This window comes from Sporosarcina sp. P25, assembly GCF_002743235.1.
GTDB lineage: Bacteria > Bacillota > Bacilli > Bacillales_A > Planococcaceae > Sporosarcina > Sporosarcina ureae_B.
The window spans coordinates 46,357-69,122 of sequence record NZ_PDYV01000014.1 but is presented as its reverse complement, the minus strand read 5'-3'; the positions used below and the strand labels follow the sequence as shown (position 1 = coordinate 69,122).

At 42.3% G+C, this 22,766-nt stretch carries 20 protein-coding genes; 19 read left to right on the top strand and 1 reads right to left on the bottom strand.

What is annotated here, in order from left to right; translation table 11 throughout:
• The first annotated feature begins 90 nt into the window (after window positions 1–90).
• From lspA to pyrE, 12 genes are all read left to right on the top strand, one after another.
• Window positions 91–567: a signal peptidase II gene (lspA, locus tag CSV70_RS12295; RefSeq protein WP_085133179.1), complete on the top strand. Its 477-nt coding sequence runs from the start codon at window positions 91–93 to the stop codon at window positions 565–567.
• Window positions 567–1,472: an RluA family pseudouridine synthase gene (locus CSV70_RS12290; RefSeq protein WP_085133180.1), complete on the top strand. Its 906-nt coding sequence runs from the start codon at window positions 567–569 to the stop codon at window positions 1,470–1,472. Before lspA ends, CSV70_RS12290 begins: the two co-directional genes overlap by 1 nt.
• 227 nt (window positions 1,473–1,699) lie before the next feature.
• Window positions 1,700–2,248: a bifunctional pyr operon transcriptional regulator/uracil phosphoribosyltransferase PyrR gene (pyrR, locus tag CSV70_RS12285; RefSeq protein ID WP_099628684.1), complete on the top strand. Its 549-nt coding sequence runs from the start codon at window positions 1,700–1,702 to the stop codon at window positions 2,246–2,248.
• A 20-nt stretch (window positions 2,249–2,268) separates the two neighbouring features.
• Window positions 2,269–3,555, top strand: a complete 1,287-nt coding sequence (locus CSV70_RS12280; RefSeq protein ID WP_085133182.1) for a uracil-xanthine permease family protein — start codon at window positions 2,269–2,271, stop codon at window positions 3,553–3,555.
• A gap of 56 nt (window positions 3,556–3,611) precedes the next feature.
• Window positions 3,612–4,490: an aspartate carbamoyltransferase catalytic subunit gene (locus CSV70_RS12275; protein WP_099628685.1), complete on the top strand. Its 879-nt coding sequence runs from the start codon at window positions 3,612–3,614 to the stop codon at window positions 4,488–4,490.
• 1 nt (window position 4,491) lies between these two features.
• Entirely contained in the window at window positions 4,492–5,769 is a 1,278-nt protein-coding gene (locus tag CSV70_RS12270) for a dihydroorotase (protein ID WP_099628686.1), read from the top strand.
• A complete protein-coding gene (locus CSV70_RS12265) occupies window positions 5,769–6,869 on the top strand; it encodes a carbamoyl phosphate synthase small subunit (RefSeq protein WP_099628687.1) in 1,101 nt (366 codons plus the stop codon). Before CSV70_RS12270 ends, CSV70_RS12265 begins: the two co-directional genes overlap by 1 nt.
• On the top strand, window positions 6,862–10,059 hold the full coding sequence (gene carB / locus CSV70_RS12260) for a carbamoyl-phosphate synthase large subunit (protein ID WP_099626340.1): 3,198 nt from the start codon (window positions 6,862–6,864) through the stop codon (window positions 10,057–10,059). The genes CSV70_RS12265 and carB overlap by 8 nt, the downstream gene beginning before the upstream one ends.
• Window positions 10,056–10,835 carry a dihydroorotate dehydrogenase electron transfer subunit gene (locus CSV70_RS12255; protein ID WP_085133187.1) on the top strand — a complete coding sequence of 260 codons (780 nt, stop codon included), beginning with the start codon at window positions 10,056–10,058 and terminating at the stop codon, window positions 10,833–10,835. Before carB ends, CSV70_RS12255 begins: the two co-directional genes overlap by 4 nt.
• The gene (locus tag CSV70_RS12250) at window positions 10,832–11,746 is read left to right on the top strand and encodes a dihydroorotate dehydrogenase (RefSeq protein ID WP_099628688.1); all 915 of its coding nucleotides are present in this window, start codon (window positions 10,832–10,834) and stop codon (window positions 11,744–11,746) included. The genes CSV70_RS12255 and CSV70_RS12250 overlap by 4 nt, the downstream gene beginning before the upstream one ends.
• Window positions 11,743–12,456 carry an orotidine-5'-phosphate decarboxylase gene (pyrF, locus tag CSV70_RS12245; protein WP_099628689.1) on the top strand — a complete coding sequence of 238 codons (714 nt, stop codon included), beginning with the start codon at window positions 11,743–11,745 and terminating at the stop codon, window positions 12,454–12,456. Before CSV70_RS12250 ends, pyrF begins: the two co-directional genes overlap by 4 nt.
• Window positions 12,453–13,082: an orotate phosphoribosyltransferase gene (gene pyrE / locus CSV70_RS12240; RefSeq protein WP_085133190.1), complete on the top strand. Its 630-nt coding sequence runs from the start codon at window positions 12,453–12,455 to the stop codon at window positions 13,080–13,082. Before pyrF ends, pyrE begins: the two co-directional genes overlap by 4 nt.
• Window positions 13,083–13,405: 323 nt before the next feature.
• Here pyrE and CSV70_RS12235 read toward each other — a convergent pair whose 3' ends face one another.
• Window positions 13,406–15,091, bottom strand: a complete 1,686-nt coding sequence (locus CSV70_RS12235) for an Rqc2 family fibronectin-binding protein (RefSeq protein ID WP_099628690.1) — start codon at window positions 15,089–15,091, stop codon at window positions 13,406–13,408.
• A gap of 331 nt (window positions 15,092–15,422) precedes the next feature.
• On the opposite strand from CSV70_RS12235, the gene gmk reads away from it, so the two are divergent.
• From gmk to rsmB, 7 genes are all read left to right on the top strand, one after another.
• On the top strand, window positions 15,423–16,040 hold the full coding sequence (gene gmk / locus CSV70_RS12230) for a guanylate kinase (protein ID WP_085133192.1): 618 nt from the start codon (window positions 15,423–15,425) through the stop codon (window positions 16,038–16,040).
• Window positions 16,041–16,043: 3 nt separating this feature from the next.
• Entirely contained in the window at window positions 16,044–16,268 is a 225-nt protein-coding gene (gene rpoZ / locus CSV70_RS12225; protein ID WP_085133193.1) for a DNA-directed RNA polymerase subunit omega, read from the top strand.
• Between the two features lie 77 nt (window positions 16,269–16,345).
• Entirely contained in the window at window positions 16,346–17,566 is a 1,221-nt protein-coding gene (gene coaBC / locus CSV70_RS12220; protein ID WP_099628691.1) for a bifunctional phosphopantothenoylcysteine decarboxylase/phosphopantothenate--cysteine ligase CoaBC, read from the top strand.
• Window positions 17,556–19,964 (top strand): primosomal protein N', encoded by a 2,409-nt coding sequence (gene priA / locus CSV70_RS12215; protein ID WP_099628692.1) that lies wholly within the window; start codon window positions 17,556–17,558, stop codon window positions 19,962–19,964. Before coaBC ends, priA begins: the two co-directional genes overlap by 11 nt.
• A gap of 29 nt (window positions 19,965–19,993) precedes the next feature.
• The gene (gene def / locus CSV70_RS12210) at window positions 19,994–20,485 is read left to right on the top strand and encodes a peptide deformylase (RefSeq protein ID WP_085133196.1); all 492 of its coding nucleotides are present in this window, start codon (window positions 19,994–19,996) and stop codon (window positions 20,483–20,485) included.
• Entirely contained in the window at window positions 20,482–21,420 is a 939-nt protein-coding gene (gene fmt, locus CSV70_RS12205) for a methionyl-tRNA formyltransferase (protein WP_099628693.1), read from the top strand. The genes def and fmt overlap by 4 nt, the downstream gene beginning before the upstream one ends.
• On the top strand, window positions 21,417–22,757 hold the full coding sequence (rsmB, locus tag CSV70_RS12200) for a 16S rRNA (cytosine(967)-C(5))-methyltransferase RsmB (protein ID WP_085133198.1): 1,341 nt from the start codon (window positions 21,417–21,419) through the stop codon (window positions 22,755–22,757). Before fmt ends, rsmB begins: the two co-directional genes overlap by 4 nt.
• The last annotated feature ends 9 nt before the right edge of the window (window positions 22,758–22,766 follow it).

The window sequence follows — 22,766 nt, the reverse complement described above, 5'->3', positions numbered from 1 at the left end:
TTTTTTTGCATAGTGGAACTAACAAACACAATGGAAGACGTGTTTTTGTGGTAAACTAAAGAAGAAATTAGCTGGATGGAGGGTAATGAAGTGATCGTTTATTATGCAATCGCAGCACTGGTCATCGGCTTGGATCAGTTGACGAAATGGCTAGTCGTAAAAAATATGGAGTTAGGAGAACATATTTCTGTTCTCGATCCCTATATTGCATTGCTATCTCACCGTAACCGTGGTGCTGCATGGGGTATGCTTGAAGGGAAGATGTGGCTCTTTTTTATAGTGACCATTGTAGTAGTAGTAGCTATCATTTACTTTTTCCATACAGAAGGTAAAAAGGACCGATTACTAGGTATGAGTTTAATGCTATTGCTAGGCGGTGCGATTGGAAACTTTATCGATCGACTAGTCAGGGGAGAAGTAGTGGATTTCATCAGCGTCTTGATTCCTGTTATAAATTATGATTTTCCGATATTTAATGTGGCGGATGCCGCACTGACAATCGCTGTCATACTTATTTTGTTACACGTAGTGCTTGATGAAAAAAAGAAAAAGAAAAAGGTGTCGTAATGGAAAGAATTGAATATGAAATAACTGAAGAACTTACAGGCAATCGAATAGACAAAGCATTGGCTACCCTTCAACCGGATTGGTCACGTACACAAATCCAGCAATGGGTGAAAGAAGAACATGTTAAGGTGAATGACATTGCAATAAAACCGAACTATAAAGTCAAGTCAGGCGATAAGGTCACTGTTGAGCAGCCAGAAATCGAAGAGTATGATGTCAAAGCTGAAAACTTACATCTTGAAATCGTTTATGAAGATCAAGATGTATTGGTTGTTAACAAACCTGTCGGGATGGTGGTTCACCCATCAGCCGGTCATGTAAGTGGAACGTTAGTCAATGGATTGATGTACCAAGTGAAAGATTTATCAGGTATCAATGGTATTATGCGACCTGGTATCGTGCACCGTATCGATAAAGATACTTCCGGATTATTGATGGTGGCGAAAAATGATAAAGCGCATGTCTCATTAGTTAATCAGCTCGTTGCTAAATCAGTGAATCGTGTATATACTGCATTAGTTCACGGACATATTCCGCATGATAACGGCACAATAGATGCACCGATCGGGCGTGATAAGCGTGATCGTCAACGAATGGCGGTCGTGGATGATGGGAAAAATGCTGTTACACACTTTAAGGTCCTTGAACGTTTTGGCGCCTATACATTGGTTGAATGCCGCTTAGAAACAGGGAGAACTCATCAGATTCGTGTGCATATGAAATATATTGGTTTCCCTCTTGTAGGAGACCCAAAATACGGTCAGAGAAAAACAATCGATTTTGGCGGTCAAGTACTGCATGCGGGAACTGTTGGTTTTGATCACCCTACAACGGATGAATATATGGAGTTTACTGCCCAGTTGCCTGAAAATTACCAACAGTTGCTAAATGAGTTGCGTGCTTAATAGGCGTTGACAAACGCTTATTAAGAGATGTATACTCTAGTAAGAAATTGAATAGCGATACCTTTAACGTCAGTCCTGTGAGGCTGGGAAGGTTGCACGGAATTACATGATTGCTTACTGCGGTAAGTATCGATGTATGCTTTTTTCTGCACGTCCGCCCTCCAGTCTACTCTGACTGGAGGGTTTTTTTATAGAAAAAAGGTAAAAGAGAAAGGGGACTTATTGATATGACGGAAAAAGCAGAAATACTAGACGAACAAGCAATCACACGGGCGGTCACACGAATTGCCCATGAAATTATTGAAAAAAATCGGGGTATTGATCACTGCATCCTGGTTGGCATTAAAACAAGAGGGGCAATCTTGGCAAAACGCTTAGCAGATAAGATTGAACTAATTGAAGGTAAACCTGTCAAAACCGGTGAATTGGATATCACATTGTACCGAGATGACCTTCAATTAAAGAATCAGCAAGGGGAAGCCTTCGTACAACAGGTCGACATCGAACATGATGTAGCCGACCAAAAAGTCATCTTGGTTGACGATGTTCTGTATACAGGCAGAACAGTACGAGCTGCATTAGATGCCATTATGGACTTAGGAAGACCTTCTTCCATACAGCTGGCTGTATTAGTAGATCGAGGTCATCGAGAATTACCGATTCGTCCCGACTTTGTTGGTAAAAATATCCCGACTTCAAATGAAGAGCGGGTAGTAGTCAGTATGATAGAGAAAGATGGAACGGATGGAGTCAAGATTCACACACGTACATTATAAGTAGCTGGGGGAAATGATAGATGAATGTAAAAGTATTGGATGTACATGAAAAACCGCAGCCTATTCGCTGGCTGGCACTAAGTTTGCAACATATGTTTGCCATGTTCGGCGCCACAATTTTGGTACCACAACTTGTAGGCTTAAGTCCTGCTATCGCGTTATTAACGAGTGGGATCGCCACCATCGTATTTATTATCGTAACGAAGTTTCAAGTCCCAGCCTATCTAGGCTCTTCATTCGCTTTTATTGTACCAATTCAGATGGCGACACAATCTGGTGGGATCGGCAGTGCGATGATAGGTAGTATGTTCGTAGCATTGGTCTATGCCATCATATCGTTACTGATTTATAAAACCGGTTATCACTGGATTATGAAGTTACTACCACCCATCGTAGTGGGACCGGTCATTATGGTAATTGGATTGGCGCTCGCACCGACAGCCATAAATATGGCGAGCACAATCAATGTTGACGGAGCGGATGTTTATAGCGGCTTACACTTTTCCGCGGCTCTAGTAACACTTGCTTCTGCAGTATTTTGCTTAATGTTCTTTAAAGGAATTATTAGCTTAATGCCAGTTCTTATTGGAATCGTAGTTGGGTACATCTACTCTGCATTCATCGGCATTCTAGATTTCAGTAAAGTAGTAGAAGCCAAATGGTTTGCGGTACCAGATATGCTGATCCCGGGTGTGGATTATGAATTTGTCGTAACACCGACACTTCTGATCATTATGGTGCCAATCGCGATTGTCACGATCTCTGAGCATATAGGACACCAGTTGGTACTAGGTAAAGTCGTAAACCGGAATTATATTGAAAGTCCTGGGTTACACAGATCATTGCTTGGTGATGGGCTGGGCACACTTATGAGTGGACTAGTCGGAGGACCACCTAAAACTACATATGGAGAAAATATCGGTGTACTCGCTATCACACGAGTTTATAGTGTGTATGTGATCTTGGGAGCTGCGGTATTTGCGATAATCTTCTCCTTTATCGGTAAAATTATGGCGTTGATCGCTACGATTCCTACAGCAGTACTTGGCGGAATATCCATTCTGTTGTTTGGTATCATCGCTTCATCAGGAATACGGATGCTCATCGACCACAAGATTGACTTTGATAATCAACGAAATCTAGTCATCGCATCGATCATCCTAGTAATCGGAATCGGTGGAGCGACTATCAATATAAGTGAAACATTCCAAATCGGCGGTATGGCATTAGCAGCAATTGTCGGGGTTCTGTTGAACCTAGTATTGCCGGGTAAAACAGATGATACTTTGATGGATAAGGAAGAATAGAAACAAAAAGCAATTCGTGCATGAAATACTTGCATTTCGTAAAGGAGGAACATCTGATGGAACATTTAGTTTCAATGAAAGACCTGACAGTGGAAGAAATCATGCTCATACTAGATAGGGCAGCGATTTTTAAACGGCTAGGCTTCAGGGAATTGCCTGGAACTTATACCGTCTGCAACTTGTTTTTTGAACCTAGTACGAGAACGAAAACAAGTTTTGAAATGGCAGAGCGTAAAGTAGGCGCGCAAATCATCCCCTTTGAGACGAGTTTCTCGAGTACCTTAAAAGGAGAATCTTTGTATGATACGATTAGGACGTTGGAAGCAATAGGGTTGGATGCCTTAGTCATTCGTCATCCAGCGGACGGTTTCTATGAAGAATTAATACAACGAACGAATGTTGCAATCATTAATGCAGGAGATGGATCAGGTCAGCATCCGACACAATCCCTGCTCGATATCTTCACGATTCAAGAGGAGTTCGGTCATTTTGAAGGTCTGAAAGTATTGATTGCGGGAGATATTGGACATAGTCGGGTGGCACGTTCAAATGCAGAAGCTTTGCGGAAGCTCGGAGCTGAAGTCACGTTCCTTTGTCCACCGGAATGGGCGGGAGAATTCGACAGTGTCGACAACTGGGATGAAGTTATTGAAACGAGTGATGTCGTCATGCTCCTCCGAGTACAACACGAGCGTCACAATACAGAAATGGCGTATACGAAAGCTGCTTATCACGAGCAATATGGTCTCACTGTAGAACGGGCAGCTAGAATGAAAAAAAATGCGATCATCATGCATCCAGCTCCAGTGAATCGTGATGTAGAAATAGCAGATAGTTTAATAGAAAGTCCGCAATCACGAATTTTTAAACAGGTAGAAAACGGTGTCTATATTCGGGCAGCCGTTCTAGAACTTATATTGAAGGGGCGGAAGTAATATGAACACGTTAATTCAACAAGTGCAAATGGTAAATGAAGAAGGCCAAATCGTCGAAACAGATATTAAAATCGTAGAAGGTAAAATTGCGGAAATTGGTAATCAGCTAGCGACAGACGGATATCAAGTGATTGAAGGTAAAGGATTACTTGTATCACCGGGATTCATCGATGTACACGTACATTTGCGTGAGCCGGGCGGTGAACATAAAGAAACAATTGAAACAGGTACTCATTCAGCAGCAAAAGGCGGATATACTACGATTTGTCCAATGCCGAATACACGTCCAGTACCAGATACAAAAGAAAATCTTGAAAAAATCAATACATTGATTAAAGACAATGCTAAAATTCGTGTGCTCCCTTATGCGTCCATCACGATCAGAGAAGCAGGAAAAGAACGTACGAATCTCGCTGAACTAAAAGAACACGGGGCATTCGCGTTCACGGACGACGGAGTAGGTGTACAAGAAGCGGGCATGATGTACGAAGCAATGCAAGATGCAGCGAAGATCGACATGGCTATTGTTGCGCACTGCGAAGACAATACATTAATCTATGGTGGCGCAATGCACGAAGGAAAACGTAATAAAGAACTGGGCTTGCCAGGAATTCCTTCCATTGCAGAATCGGTACATATTGCACGTGATATTTTACTTGCGGAAGCGGCAGGCGCCCATTACCACGTTTGTCATGTGAGCACGAAAGAATCAGTTCGCGTAATCCGTGATGCAAAAAAAGCTGGAATTCATGTAACAGGAGAAGTCAGCCCTCACCATTTGTTGTTGACAGAAGATGATGTACCTGGAGACGATGCGGACTGGAAGATGAATCCTCCACTACGCGCCATCGAAGATCGCAATGCATTACGTGAAGGCCTGATGGATGGAACATTGGATTGTATCGCAACTGATCACGCACCGCATACAGCAGATGAAAAAGCAGTAGGTATTGCCAAAGCACCATTTGGCATCACAGGATTTGAAACAGCATTTCCTTTACTATATACAAATTTCGTCAAGCCAGGTCATTGGACACTCAAACAACTTCTTGATTGGATGACAGTAAAGCCTGCGGAAGTGTTCAACTTGCCATACGGTAAGCTTGAAGTAGGTGCTGAAGCGGATCTAGTATTACTTGATCTAGAAAAGCAACAAAAAATCGACCGTACGACATTTGTTTCAAAAGGTAAGAATACACCATTTGACGGAGTAGAATGCGTTGGATGGCCTGTAATGACAATTTTCGGTGGGAACATCGTATGGAAGGATGGTCAATGATGACAAAAAGATACTTAGTACTGGAAGACGGTTCCATTTTTGAAGGGAAAGCATTCGGAGCAGAAAATGCCTCAATAGGAGAAACTGTATTTGCAACAGGTATGACAGGCTATCAGGAGACAATTTCAAGTCCTTCAGGTTGTGGGCAAATTATCGTAATGACTTATCCATTGATTGGTAACTACGGAATTAACCGAGATGATTATGAATCTATCGACTTAGCTATCAACGGGTTAGTCGTTAGAGAACTAACAGAAGAGCCTTCAAATTTCCGTAGCGGCATGTCACTAGGAGATTTGCTCGTATTAAAAGGAATCCCAGGCATCCAGGAGATCGATACTCGCAAACTAACGCGTCTGTTACGTGATAAAGGGGCTTTACGCGGAAAATTGACAGCTGCTGGAGAAGAGATCGATACGGATTCAACTGTTGCAGAACTTCAACAATTCGAACTGCCAAAAGATTTAGTGGCGAAAGTATCTACTAAACGTCCATATCCAAGCCCAGGCTTAGGTAAGCGTGTCGTCGTTATTGACTATGGCATTAAACATGGCATTTTACGTGAATTAAATAAAAAAGATTGCGATGTCATCGTTGTACCATATGATATATCGGCAAAAGAAATATTAGCATTGTTCCCAGATGGTATTCTATTATCAAATGGACCTGGAAATCCTGAGGATGTAGAAGGGGCAGTCGAAACTATCAAAGAATTATTAGGCAAGAAGCCGATCTTCGGTATCGGACTTGGCCACCAATTATTTGCACTAGCATGCGGTGCTAAAACAGCGAAAATGAAAAACAGTCATATTGGCGGCAACTATCCTGTAAAAGACTTAAATACGAATCGTACCGATCTAACCTCACAAAGTCATGGATATGAAGTGCTTGAAGACTCTTTGGCAGGAACAGGTCTTGAAGTGACACATATTGCATTGAATGATAATTGTATTGAAGGGCTTCGAAGTGAGAAGTTTGAAGCATTCACTGTCCAGTTCCACCCAGAAGCATCGCCAGGACCACAAGATTCTAGCTATATATTCGAACGTTTCATTCAATTGATGACTGCAAGCAACCGAAAGGAGAATACTAATGCCTAAACGTACTGATATAAAATCCATCCTCGTGATTGGTTCAGGTCCAATTGTAATTGGACAAGCAGCAGAATTTGACTATGCAGGTACACAAGCGTGTTTATCCCTTAAAGAAGAAGGATACCGAGTGATTCTTATCAACTCGAACCCTGCAACTATTATGACTGACACAGAAATGGCAGATAAAGTGTACATCGAGCCCATCACACTTGAATTCGTTAGCCGCATTATCCGTAAAGAACGCCCGGATGCACTACTCGCTACATTAGGCGGGCAAACTGGTTTAAACATGGCTATTGAATTACATGAATCAGGGATCCTTGACGAATTAGGTATTGAGATTTTGGGTACAAAGCTTGATGCGATTCATAAAGCGGAAGACCGCGATTTGTTCCGTACATTAATGAATGAAATGGGTGAACCTGTTCCAGACAGTGAAATCATCCATAATATTGATGAAGCCTATGCATTCGTCAATGAAATTGGTTATCCAGTTATCGTCCGTCCTGCATTCACGCTAGGTGGTACAGGTGGAGGAATTTGTCATAACGATGAAGATTTAGAAGAAATCGTAGCAAGTGGTTTGAAATATAGCCCAGTTACACAGTGTCTTCTAGAGAAATCCATCGCTGGCTTCAAAGAAATCGAATACGAAGTAATGCGTGACTCGGCAGATAATGCAATTGTAGTGTGTAATATGGAAAACGTCGATGCTGTCGGTATCCATACAGGTGACTCTATCGTAACAGCACCATGTCAAACGTTGACAGACCGTGAAAACCAGATGCTTCGTAACGTTTCATTGAACATCATTCGTGAGTTGAAAATCGAAGGTGGCTGTAACGTACAACTAGCACTCGATCCACATAGCTTTGATTATTACATTATTGAAGTGAACCCGCGTGTCAGTCGTTCATCTGCATTAGCTTCCAAAGCAACAGGTTATCCAATTGCGAAGCTTGCCGCGAAAATTGCTGTCGGTTTGACGCTGGATGAAATGATGAATCCAGTAACAGGTAATACGTATGCCTGCTTTGAGCCGACACTAGACTATGTAGTAACGAAAATTCCACGTTGGCCTTTCGATAAGTTTGAATCGGCGAAGCGTAACTTGGGTACACAGATGAAAGCGACAGGTGAAGTTATGGCGATGGGCCGTACATTTGAAGAGTCCATCATGAAAGCTGTTCGTTCATTGGAAACAGGTCAATTCGATTTGTCACTTCCAGGTGGTAATGAAATGTCTGATGAATGGATCGAACAACGAATCCGCAAAGCAGGCGATGAGCGTCTATTCTTCATCGGAGAAGCATTACGTCGCGGCGTGACAATCGAAACCATACATGAATGGAGCGCAATCGATTTATTCTTCTTGCGTAAATTCGAAAACATCGTTCGTTATGAAGAGATATTGAAAGAGAATCCATACGATACAGCCATTGGTTATAAAGCAAAACGTCTTGGCTTCCCAGATGTGACGATTGCGAAGTTATGGAAGACAACAGAACGTGATGTCTACGACTGGAGACAACAACAAGGTTTAGTTCCGGTATATAAGAAAGTGGATACATGCGCTGGAGAATATGAATCGGATACACCGTACTTTTATGGTACGTACGAAGATGAAAATGAATCTGTAAGAACTGATAAGAAGAGCGTGATCGTCTTAGGTTCAGGCCCAATCCGCATCGGACAAGGTGTAGAGTTCGATTATGCGACAGTACATTGTGTATGGGCTATACAACAATCAGGATATGAAGCGATTATCGTCAATAACAATCCTGAAACAGTTTCGACCGACTTCTCGATCTCTGATAAGTTGTACTTCGAACCGCTAACAATTGAAGATGTCATGCATATCGTAGATCTTGAGCAACCAGAAGGTGTCATCGTACAGTTCGGTGGTCAAACAGCGATCAATCTGGCGGATGAATTGGAAGCACGCGGAGTGAAAATTCTTGGTACATCACTTGAAGATATCGATCGTGCAGAAAATCGTGATAAATTTGAGAGCGCATTGCATGAAATCGGTGTACCACAGCCACTTGGAAAGACTGCTTTATCAGTTCCGGAAGCTGTCGTTATCGCAACAGAAATCGGCTATCCCGTCCTAGTTCGCCCGTCATATGTATTAGGTGGACGTGCAATGGAAATCGTCTACTATGAAGAGGAATTACTTCAATACATGGAGAATGCGGTAAAAGCTAGTCCTGAACATCCGGTATTGATCGACCGTTACTTAACAGGAACAGAAATCGAAGTCGACGCCATTTGCGATGGAGAAACAGTATTGATTCCTGGAATCATGGAGCATATCGAGCGTGCAGGTGTTCACTCGGGTGACTCGATTGCAGTCTATCCTCCACAAAACCTTTCACAGTCCATGATCGAAACGATCGCAGACTATACGAAACGCTTGGCTCTTGGGCTCAACATCCGTGGGTTAATGAATATCCAGTTCGTTATTTCAGAAGGACAGGTTTATGTAATCGAAGTGAACCCACGTTCTAGCCGTACAGTACCATTTTTAAGTAAAATCACGAATATTCCAATGGCGAATGTCGCAACTCAAGCTATTTTGGGTAAATCTATCTCAGAACAAGGCTATACCGACGGACTTGCAGAAGCACCAGCAGGTGTCTATGTCAAAGTACCGGTGTTCTCTTTCGCTAAACTTCGTCGTGTAGATATTACACTTGGACCTGAAATGAAATCAACAGGTGAAGTAATGGGGAAAGATGTAACATTGGAAAAAGCATTGTATAAAGGCTTAGTAGCGGCTGGAATGGAAGTAAAAGAATACGGTACGGTGTTAATGACAGTTTCTGATAAGGATAAAGAAGAAATTGTAGACATCGCGAAACGTTTCATTGAAACTGGATATCGTATTGTGGCAACTGAAGGTACTGCTAAAGTACTCGAAGCAGAAAATATCGAAGTGAAAACAGTAGGTAAAATTGGTACAGAAGGTCCGACATTGATCGATGTTATTCAAAAAGGACAAGCACAATTAGTTATCAACACATTGACTAAAGGAAAACAACCAGCACGTGATGGCTTTAGAATTCGTCGAGAAACAGTGGAGAACGGTGTTCCTTGTTTAACTTCGATTGATACAGCTGCGGCTATGTTATCCGTCATCGAGTCCATGACATTCCAGACAGATGCAATGCCACAGCCGCAGGTGATTCAATGATCATCCAAGATTTGATGACCGTCGAATCGCAACAAGAAATTGCGAAAAATATTTTTGAGATGAAATTAACAGGCAAGCTGGTCGGAGAAATTACTTCTCCGGGCCAGTTTGTCCATATCCGAGTATCGGATTCATTCGAACCGTTATTGCGACGTCCAATTTCAATTGCTGAAATTAATCCTGAGAAAAATGAAATGACCATCATCTATCGCGCAGAAGGTCGAGGTACATCGCTCTTATCTGAAAAACGTGAGGGAGATACAGTTAATGTACTAGGACCACTAGGAAATGGCTTCCCAGTTGAAGAAACTACTGCGGGTCAAACAGCCGTATTGATTGGCGGCGGGATCGGCGTGCCTCCACTGTATGAGTTGTCGAAACAGCTGACTGCAAAAGGAGTTAACTGTATTCATATACTGGGTTTCGAATCGGATCCAGTAGTTTTCTATGAAGAAAAATTTGCTGCTTTAGGCGAAACACATATAGCAACAGTAGATGGTAGTAACGGTACACAAGGTTTTGTTACGAACGTCATGAGTGAGATATCCCATGACTTTGAAACGTTTTACAGTTGTGGACCTATGCCGATGCTTGATGCTGTGCAAAAAGCATATGTGCATAAAAAAGGGTTCTTATCTTTTGAACAACGTATGGGCTGCGGTATCGGGGCTTGTTTTGCTTGTGTTTGTCATACGAATGAAAATGCGACAGATCAGGCATATGTCAAAGTATGTTCGGATGGACCAGTATTTCCAGCAGGGGTGGTGCAAATATGAATAGATTAGCGATTACATTGCCAGGACTTGAATTGAAAAATCCGATTATGCCCGCATCTGGCTGTTTCGGTTTTGGTAAGGAGTACGGTAATCTGTACGATTTGTCCCAACTTGGAGCAATCATGATTAAAGCGACTACAGAAGAAATGCGTTATGGTAACCCGACACCACGTGTAGCTGAAACATCTTCGGGTATGTTAAATGCTATCGGACTTCAAAACCCTGGGCTACAAGGCGTGCTGACTAATGAGTTACCGTGGTTAGAAAAATTTGATGTTCCAATTATTGCGAACGTTGCCGGATCCGAAACGGCAGATTACGTTGAAGTGGCGAAACAAATTTCAAAAGCTTCAAACGTTCATGCGCTTGAATTAAATATCTCCTGTCCAAACGTAAAATGTGGCGGAATCTTATTTGGAACGGATCCCGAAATAGCAAAAGAACTGACAGCGGCTGTAAAAGCTGTTTCTTCTGTACCTGTTTATGTGAAACTGTCACCGAATGTCACGGATATTAAAGCGATGGCATTGGCTGTAGAAGCAGGTGGAGCAGATGGAATTACGATGATTAATACATTGGTCGGCATGCGTCTGGATGAAAAGACAGGTAAGCCAGTGATTGCGAATAAAACAGGCGGCTTATCTGGACCTGCTATTAAGCCAGTTGCAATTCGCATGGTCTATGAAGTAAGCCAAGTGGTTAATATTCCGATCATTGGAATGGGTGGCGTTACATGTGTCCAAGATGTTGTGGACTTTTTGTCTGCCGGCGCAAGTGCAGTAGCAGTGGGTACAGCTAACTTCGTTGACCCATTTGTTTGTCCAACAATAATCGAGCAACTACCTGCAAAATTGGATGAACTAGGAATCAATCATATTTCAGAATTGGTTGGAAGGAGCCATCGTGTATGAACCACTCCCCAATTATCGCTTTAGATTTTGATTCAGCTGAAAAGACATTCGATTTCCTACAAGCATTTGATCACTCGGTCAATGTCAAAGTAGGAATGGAATTGTACTATAAAGAAGGACCCGCTATGATTGCACGATTGAAGGAAGAAGGCTATTCCATCTTTTTAGACTTGAAATTGCACGATATTCCGAATACAGTAAAATCGGCAATGAAAGTATTGGCTTCACTTGAAGTGGATATGGTCAACGTACATGCGGCTGGCGGGAAGACGATGATGGAAGCAGCACGTGAAGGACTTGAGGCTGGAACTGCTATGGGCGTTCAGCGACCTGCATTAATCGCAGTAACTCAACTGACATCAACAGATGACCGTCAAGTGAAGGAAGAACAATTAATTAGTGTACCGCTTCGTGAATCAGTGGAGCATTACGCAAAGCTGACTTCATTTGCGCATTTGGACGGTGTAGTTTGTTCGGTACAGGAAGCCAAAATTATTGAAGAAGTATGCGGCAAGGAATTCTTCAAAGTAACTCCTGGTATTCGCTTGGCACAAGGTGATGTCCATGACCAGAAGCGAGTGGCAACCCCGGCAAAAGCAAGGCAGGAAGGCTCTACACATATCGTAGTAGGCCGTGCCATTACAGGAGCCGATAATCCGCTTGAAGCATACAAACATGTAAAGACATTGTGGGAGGGAATTACATCATGACTAGAGAAAAAGAAGTTGCACATATCTTGTTAAATGTAGGAGCAGTAGCAATTAATCCGGAAGAGCCGTTCACATGGGCTTCGGGAATCGAGTCGCCTATCTATTGTGATAACCGCTTAACAATGGCAGATCCGGTAGGGCGCAAAGAAATTGCCGAAGGGCTTGCGGCATTGATCCGCGTTCATTATCCTGAAACTACAGTAATTGCAGGAACTGCGACAGCGGGTATCCCGCACGCAGCATGGGTTGCAGATATTCTGAAGTTGCCGATGGTCTATATTCGATCTACTGCTAAAGCACATGGTAAGAGTCGTCAAATCGAGGGCAAGATCGAGCCGAATGCGAAGGCCGTTATTATTGAAGATTTAATTTCAACAGGCGGAAGCAGCTTAAATGCAGCGAATGCATTGATTGCAGAGGACGTGGAAGTTTGCGGAATCGTCTCGATCTTTACATATGAGTTGCAAAAAGCTGACGAGAAGTTTGCGGAGGCGAAACTAACTTACCATAGCTTGACAAACTTTGCGGCGCTTGCTGAAGTTGCGAAGGAAGAAGGCGCGGTTAAGGAAGAGTCAATGAATGAATTAATGGAATGGCATACGAAGTTGAAGCTTGGTACGCTGTAATGAAAAAACGGTTCCCATAATGGGAGCCGTTTTGCTTTCTAGAAGAAAGAGTGGTGAGTGGGTGGGCAACGTTGATCGACGTTCCAGGCGGACGCTTTCCTGCGGGCATGGCTTGAGCCGCTTCCCTCACTTCGTTCAGTCCAGGGTCTCAAACTCATGCTATTCCCGCGGGAGTCGCCGCCTTCCACTTACGATCAACTGGTGTCGTTTTTTAATGTGGAACGATGATGCATTTTTAAAGAAAAAAAGACAGAACAGAAACCTATAATAATAGGAATTCACTTCTGTCTTAAGATGTTCAAAACATATAGCTATACAGTGCATTATTTCCGTAATTTACGTACTAAATCCTCGTCAGGTGTAACGAACACGGTTTTCTGTTCAAAGTAGATAACGAAGCCTGGTTTTGCGCCTGAAGGCTTTTTGACGTGGCGGATTTGTGTGTAATCGACTGGCACGGAAGAAGATTCACGTGCTTTGCTGAAGTATGCGGATAGCCCGGCTGCTTCTTCGATTGTTTGGGCGTCTGGGTCGATGTCGTGAATGACGACGTGTGAGCCTGGTATATCTTTTGTGTGTAGCCATACGTGATCCCGAGCCGCCAGTTTGAATGTCAGGTAGTCATTCTGTTTGTTATTTTTCCCAACTGAGATCGGGATACCTGTGGAAGATACGAAGGCTTCCGGTTGTGGCTTTTTCAGTTTTACTTTCTTTTTACTTCTACGAGCACGCATGAATCCAAGTTCTACTAATTCTTGACGTATTTCTTCTATGTCGATTGGAGAAGCTTGGTATACTTGCTGTCTGACCATTTCGAAGTATTCGATATCGTCTTTCGTTTTTTCAAGCTGTTCTGCAATCCGAATAAGTGCAGTTTTTGCTTTTGCGTAACGTGAGAAATAGCGTTGTGCGTTATCAATTGGTGACTTTCTTGGGTCGAGTGGAATTGTGACGGTTGTGCCTTGTTCGTAATAGTTTTCTACAGTCACTTCTTTATCGCCTTTATGCAACATGTAGCTGTTGGCGGTCAATAATTCACCATATAATTTCAATGTATCCAAGTCTTGCGCTGTTTCTTGTTCTTTTTGTAGTTTCTTTGTTTTGTTTTCCAATTTGGCAATCTCATTAGACAACCAACGTTCTAGATCAATAGCCTGAGATTTTACACGTTCCCGTTCTGCTCTGGCAAAATAGACTTTGTCGAGCAAATCCCCTAAAGTAGGAAACGATTGTGTTATGCCTTCCGCATGAGTTAATTCAATTGCGGAAAACAAAGTTTTTCTATCATTTTCTATGACAGTTGGTTTCATGGCACCCGAGCTGAAGCTCTCAAGAAACGATCGCCACACAGTAAATGATTGGTTATTATCGTCTAAACGATATAATAATTCCGCGGCTGTTAATGGTGAAAAGCCTGCGAAATGTTTTACTACATCTTTCGGTTCCTGCAGTGCACCTACCTGTGTAGTGAATTCTGCCTCGGTTACTTCAAACGGATCTAATTTATTTTGTGGAGGTGCTGGAATATAAGGTTGTCCAGGTAAAACAGTACGGTAACTGTTAACAGAAGGCGGTAAATGTTTCATGCTGTCAATAATCATATCGCGTGAAGCGTCGAGTAAAATCAAATTACTATGTCGTCCCATGATCTCAATGACTAATTTCCGTTCAATCTGGTCACCCAGCTCGTTTCGAGCCTGAACGTGAATATTTACAATCCGGTCATTCTCATGCTGTTCAATCGATGTAATCATCCCGCCCTCAAGTTGTTTGCGTAATACCATACAAAACAACGGTGGCTCAGAAGGATTCGTTAACACTTCATCAGTCAACTGTAATCGTGAAAATGAAGGATGTAGTGATACTAATAATTTATGATTTCTATTAGTGGCGCGGATTTGAAAAATGATTTCCTGTGAATTCGGCTGATGAATCTTCGAAATCCGACCAGTCTTCAGTTGCTGCAGTTCGCTTACTATTGCTTTTGTAAATAAACCATCAAATGCCATACGGATTCCTCTTTCATTTCGTTTTGTTCCATTTTAGCACTCATCGTATGATTATGGTATAATATGAACAGATTGCACACATGGACCTTTTCAGTTTAACTATAAAATTCTAGTATCTTCTGGACTTTCTTGTTAAAGTTAAATGTTAGGAAGCGTTACTAGTTGATTGAAGCGTAAGGTGGCGACTCCTAAGGGAACAGCATGCGTCTTGAGACCCTGGACTGAACGAAGTGAGGGAAGCGGCTTCCCTGGAAAGCGTCCGCCTGAAGCGTAAATCAACGGTGCGTAACAAGTATGACGTGCTAATGAATACATAACAAAGAGGGATTATATGTACAAACATCGAGGACTCCTAATCGTCCTTTCTGGTCCATCCGGCGTCGGAAAAGGAACTGTACGAAAAGAACTATTTTCAAGTCCGGACACCAACTACGAATACTCCATATCCATGACGACAAGAAACCCGCGTGAAGGTGAAGTTGACGGCGTTGACTACTTCTTCCGTTCAAAAGAAGTATTTGAAGAAATGATCGGAGAAGGAAAACTTCTCGAATATGCAGAATATGTAGGGAACTACTACGGAACACCACTCGACTACGTCAACGCAACACTCGACGCGGGTCGTGATGTATTCCTGGAAATTGAAGTAGTCGGTGCGGCTCAAGTGCGTGAGAAAGTACCAAACGGCCTGTTTATTTTCTTAGCGCCTCCAAGTTTAAGTGACCTGGAAACTCGTTTGATCGGGAGAGGTACGGAAGCATCTGACATCATTGCAGACCGTGTATTAAAAGCGAGAGAAGAACTTGAAATGATGCATCTGTACGACTATGTAGTAGAGAACGACGAGGTCTCCAAAGCATGTGATCGGATCAATGCGATTGTTACGGCAGAGCATTGCAGAAGAGAACGTGTGGAAAAGAGATACTTACAAATGTTGGAGGGAGAATAAACTATGTTATATCCATCAGTTGATTCACTAAAAGGAAAAGTTGATTCTAAATACACACTGGTTACACTGGCAGCTAAGCGTGCGCGTGAACTACAAGAAAAACATGACGAAACGCTTCATTCATACCGGTCAGTAAAAAGTGTTGGTAGGGCTCTCGAGGAAGTAGCAGCGGGCGTCTTGATCAACGTAGCGGCAGACGAATCCATTATTTATGAAGACGAAGTTTGATTTGATATAAAAAACAACTCCCTTGGAATTCAACCGTTCTCAGGGAGTTTATTATTTTTAGAAAGGACGAGAGTTCCATGAAGATAGATAATAAAAACATTTTACTCTGCGTAACAGGTGGTATTGCGGTTTATAAAGCTGTTGCACTCGTCAGCAAATTAAGTCAGGCAGGCGCGAATGTAAAAGTCGTGATGACGGATTCCGCGAAAGAATTTGTACAGCCATTATCCTTTCAAGTCATGTCACGCAATGATGTATATTTTGATACATTTGATGAAAAAGATTCTCGCGTTATTGCGCATATCGATTTAGCGGACTGGGCAGATTTAGTGGTCGTTGCGCCTGCTACGGCTAATGTGATCGGTAAGCTTGCCCATGGAATTGCAGATAATATGGTGACGACTATTTTACTTGCAACTCAAGCAGACGTTTGGATTGCACCTGCAATGAATGTACATATGTATGCCCATCCTGCTGTTATGCGTAATATTGAACAATTACATATGGATGGCTATCAATTTATCGAACCGTCAGAGGGGTTTTTAGCTTGCGGTTATGTAGGTAAGGGGCGTTTGGAAGAACCTGAAAAAATTACCGAGTTAATTACCGAGTATTTTAATGAAGTATCCTATCAACCTTTACGTGGTAAGAAAGTTGTCATTACAGCTGGACCGACTCGTGAACGTATAGATCCTGTCCGCTATGTATCTAATTTTTCAAGTGGCAAAATGGGTTACGCAATGGCAGAAGCAGCACAGCAGCTGGGTGCTCATACCGTACTAATTTCAGGACCAGTTGAGCTATCCGTTCCATCTGGAGTCCATGTGATAAATGTAGAAAGTGCCGCTGAAATGTTCGATGCTGTAATCAGTCAGTATGATGATGCATCCATTGTAGTAAAATCGGCAGCTGTTGCAGACTATCGGCCGAAAAACATACATGACCAAAAAATGAAGAAAAAAGATGGCGATGATGTACTTGAATTGGAACGGACGACCGATATCTTAAAAACACTTGGAAAGCGCAAAGAAAATCAATTACTGATTGGCTTTGCAGCTGAAACGACGGATGCGATTGCCTACGGACAAAAGAAATTAGAATCTAAAAATCTAGATTATATTATCGTCAATGATGTCACGGATCCTGGTGGCGGTTTTGGTAGTGAAACAAATGTCGTGACATTGCTATCTAGAGAAGGAGAAACTATTCCTTTTTCTGCAATGCCAAAAGTGCAACTAGCAAAGCGATTATTTGAAACCATACTTCAGCATGAAAGTAGTAAGTTGCATGATCGCTGAAGTCATTGTAGATGTAGCAGCCTATCCAATTGACCGGCCATTTGATTATGCAGTTCCTATCGATTGGGAACATGTAATGGAGCCAGGATTACGGGTAAAGGTTCCTTTTGGTCCACGAAAAGTAGCGGGCTATGTGACAGGTATCAAAGAAGAGAGCGAATTAGATCATAATAAAATTAAACCGCTCGCAGAAATTATAGATTTAGAGCCGGTGCTGTCTGCAGAATTATTAGCCTTGTCGAAGTGGATGGCAACGGAAACGATTGCCTATGAAATCGATGCACTGCAAGTCATGTTGCCTGCAGCTATGCGCGCCAAATATGAAAAGATCATGACAGTGATCAAACCGGAAGAGCTTGATGACTCATTCCGCGCATTTTTGGGGAACCGCCCGCACGTCACATTAAAAGCACTTCAAGATGCGAATTTATTAAATGAAGTAAAGAAATATAATGAGCTAGGGATTGTCGAAATTGATACGGCGATCCAGCAGAAAACTAAAATGAAAAAAGTTCGAATGATTCACGTGCCGGATGCGAAACAACTTGAAATGGCTTTGGAAGAAGTACATCCAAATGCAAAAAAACAACAAGAACTACTCCGTTGGCTATTGTTGCATCCGACAGAATCAATAGAAGCGAGTCAGATCCTCAATGAATCTGGCGTTACCGCTTCTGTTTTGAAGTCACTTGTAGATAAAGCGATAGTCGAACAATCGCAAGTGGAAGTGTACCGTGAATTAGCAACACCCCAAATGCAAGATAGCGGTAAACCGGAGCATCTAACAGACGAACAGCAAATCGCTCTTTCCGCTATTGAACAGTCGAGTGACAACAACATCCAGGAAACCTTTTTACTTCATGGTATTACAGGGAGTGGGAAGACGGAAGTTTATTTACAGGCTATCGATCATGTGTTGAAACAAGGAAAAGAAGCGATAGTGCTAGTACCTGAGATCGCATTGACACCTCAAATGACGGCCAGATTTAAAGGACGGTTTGGAGAATTAGTTGCAGTTTTGCATAGCGGTTTATCCGCAGGCGAAAAATATGATGAATGGCGCCGGATCCATCGGGGTGAAGTGAAAGTTGCAATTGGTGCACGTTCAGCCGTATTTGCTCCCTTCACAAATTTAGGATTACTGATTCTCGATGAAGAACATGAATCTACCTATAAACAAGAAGAATCACCAAGGTACCATGCACGGGATGTTGCAATCTGGCGTGCCGAATACTATCAATGTCCTGTTATTTTAGGGAGTGCGACACCGTCACTTGAGTCTTATGCTCGGGCTTCTAAAGGAGTGTATTCATTATTAACACTATCCAAACGGGCAAAGAATCAAGCTTTGCCAAGTGTGGAAGTGGTGGATATGCGAGAAGAACTTAAAGTAGGAAACCGTTCGATGTTTTCTGTAGCGCTGGCTGAAGGGATTCGCGAACGATTGACACGAAAAGAACAAATTGTCCTGCTGCTTAATAAACGTGGATTTTCAAGTTTCGTTCTTTGTCGTGATTGCGGAACAGTTGTCGAATGTCCAAATTGCGATATTTCATTGACATATCATCGAGCAAGCGAGAGTTTGAAATGCCATTATTGTGGTCATGAAGAACGAGTACCTTCCGAATGTCCGGAATGTACAAGCGAGCATATTCGGTTCTTCGGAACTGGAACACAAAAAGCACAAGAAGAACTATATAAATTAGTACCTGAAGCCCGCGTAATCCGGATGGATATCGATACGACGAATACAAAAGGCGCTCATGAACGTTTGCTATACGATTTTGGCGAAGGAAAAGCAGACATTTTACTTGGAACACAAATGATAGCCAAAGGGCTGGATTTTCCGCGTATAACTTTAGTGGGGGTATTGGCAGCCGATACATCTCTTCATTTGGCCGACTTCCGCGCCGCCGAGAAAACATTTCAATTATTGACACAAGTGAGTGGTAGAGCGGGGCGAGATCAATTGCCTGGTGAAGTGGTCATCCAGACATATGATCCGGAGCACTACGCGATTGAATTATCCAAAACACAGGATTATGTCCCTTTTTATGAAATGGAAATGGGTAGAAGAAGACAACTTGGTTATCCACCATACTATTACGTGACGGTTGTACAGTTTAGTCACGAAGATGTATTAAAAGCAGCTGACTATGCACATAAAGGCACTGAATTTATGGCGGAGCGACTATCACAAGGTACAGTTATCATAGGACCAACAGCAGCTGCCATCAGTCGCCTCAACAATAGATATCGATACCAAAGTTTGATAAAATACAAACATGAACCCGCACTTATACCGGTTCTGCAACAACTTTTAAAACACTACAAAACGAGTTGGGCAAAAGACGGCTTGGTCATGTCGATTAACCGTGAACCAACATCGATCTTTTAACCTTTCTTCGAAGAAATGAGGAAATTATTTTGACTATATTGAAAATCATCAAGCACCCATCATCTATTCTTACGACTCCATGTAAGGAAGTAACTGTATTTGACGATGAATTGGGTGTCTTACTTGATAATATGCATGAAACGATGATAGAACATGACGGCGTGGGCATAGCCGCACCACAAATCGGTAAATCGATTCGTGTGGCGATTGTAGACTTCGATGAAGGACAAGATATCATTGAAATGATCAATCCTGTCGTCACGGCAACTGGAGGATCTGAAGTAGAAGTTGAAGGATGTTTAAGTTTCCCTGGATTGTTTGGAGAAGTAGAGCGTCCTTTCCATGTAAGGATTGAAGCACAAGAACGTAATGGTAAGCTATATGAATTAGAAGCAGAAGGCTATGAAGCACGTGCCATCTTACACGAGATCGATCATTTGAACGGTGTTCTATTCGATAAGAAGATTCAACGTGTCGTTGATCCATCTGAATTCGAAGACGAAGAGGAGGATGACGAATGACAAAACTCATTTTCATGGGAACACCTGAATTTTCTGTAGGTGTTTTGACGATGCTATATAATGAGGGATATGAAATCCTAGCTGTCGTAACACAACCGGATCGTCCCGTTGGCCGTAAGCGTGTTTTGACACCACCTCCCGTAAAGGAAGAAGCAATGCGTTTAGGTCTACCTGTCATTCAGCCTGAGAAGCTTAAAGGCTCTGCAGAGTTGGAAGAAATCCTCGAACTAAAACCGGAGTTAATAGTAACAGCTGCATTTGGTCAATTGCTTCCGAATGAACTACTCGAGGCACCGAAACTCGGTTGTATAAATGTCCATGCTTCTTTATTACCTAACTACCGTGGCGGCGCACCGATTCATCAGGCGGTTATGGATGGTAAGAAAAAAACGGGTGTCACGATCATGTATATGGCGGAGAAACTGGATGCGGGTGATATCATTTCACAAGTCACCACTCCAATTGAAGAAACAGACGATACGGGGACGATGTTTACAAAACTATCTGTAGCAGGAACTACATTACTAAAAGAAACATTACCCTCTATCATTGATGGCACGAATGAGCGAACAGTTCAGGATGAGACACAAGTGACGTTTGCAAGAAACATATCAAGAGAACAGGAACGAATTGACTGGACGAGTTCAGCTAGGTCGATCTATAACCAAGTACGAGGGTTACACCCTTGGCCAGTTGCCTATACAAAGTTTGCTGGTGATCAAGTGAAAATTTGGTGGACTCAGATGGAAGAACAACCATCCAGTGCGTCACCTGGAGACATCATCGGTCTAGAAAAGGACCGTATTATTGTACAGACAGGTGAAGGTGCACTGGCAATTACAGATTTACAACCAGCCGGAAAAAAACGAATGACAGCTACCGTATTCTTAAATGGAATCGGATCAAAATGGCAAGTGGGAGACAAGTTTGAATGACAAATTATAAAAAGAAAATTTGGCGTGGCAATGTACGTGATGCGGCATTATCCATGTTGATGCAAATTGAAGAAGAGCAAGCGTATAGTAATTTATTGCTTCATAAAACGATTGAAATCTATGACCTTCAACCAAAAGACCGAGCATTATTGACGGAATTAACTTACGGTACATTACAACAACAAATGACACTGGATTATTATTTAGCACCATTTGTTAGAGGGAAACTACAACCGTGGGTACGACAGCTACTTCGTCTATCCGTTTACCAAATCATTTACCTATCTAAAATTCCTGAGCATGCCGTTGTCAATGAAGCAGTAAAAATTGCCAATAAGCGTGGACATAAAGGTGTTTCATCGATGGTCAATGGAATACTGCGCTCAATTTTGCGTGAAGGCGTACCTTCTTTAGATGAAATTGAAGACCCTGTCGCTCGTTTGTCTATTGAGACAAGTCACCCTGAATGGTTGATTCGAAGATGGATTGAGCAATACGGCATGGAGCAAGCAACCGCTGCGGCAGTTGTCAATAATCAGCCGCCGATCACAACTGCGCGTATCAATAAAACAAAAACTAATATAGGCGAAGTAATCGGCTTACTAAAAAAAGAAGGAATTACTGCAATAGCGGGTACTCTTTCTGATAGCAGTATCCAAGTAGAGTCAGGTAACCTCGCTTCTACAGAAGTGTTTAAACAAGGCTTGCTGACAATTCAAGACGAGAGTTCAATGCTTCCAGCTATCGCATTACAAGTGGAACCAGGTATGCGAGTATTGGATATGTGTGCCGCTCCTGGTGGTAAAACTACACATATTGCAGAACGTATGAAAGATGAAGGAGAAATTCAAGCACATGATCTGCACCCCCATAAATTACGTTTAATTGACCAAAATGCAGAGCGTCTCGGTTTGACTTCCATTCATACAAATAGCGGAGATAGTAGAGAGTTATTAAAAACATATGAACCTCAATCTTTTGACCGAGTACTAGTAGATGCCCCGTGTAGTGGGTTAGGGGTTATTCGTAGAAAACCTGAAATTAAATATAAGAAAACGATACAAGATATTGAAAATCTAACAGTCATTCAAAAAGAACTACTCGAAGTTGCCTGTCAGTTGGTGAAAAAAGACGGTCTCTTAGTTTACAGTACATGCACGATTGATAAATCCGAAAACGAAGAGATAGTGGAATGGTTCTTGAAAAAGCAGCCAGACTTCGCACTCGTTCCACTCCATATTCTTGAAGGCGACCATGAGTACCGCTATTTGCAAATATTACCGCACGACCATCAAAGTGACGGTTTCTTTGTAGCGACGTTACAAAGAATCAACTAACCAGACCCA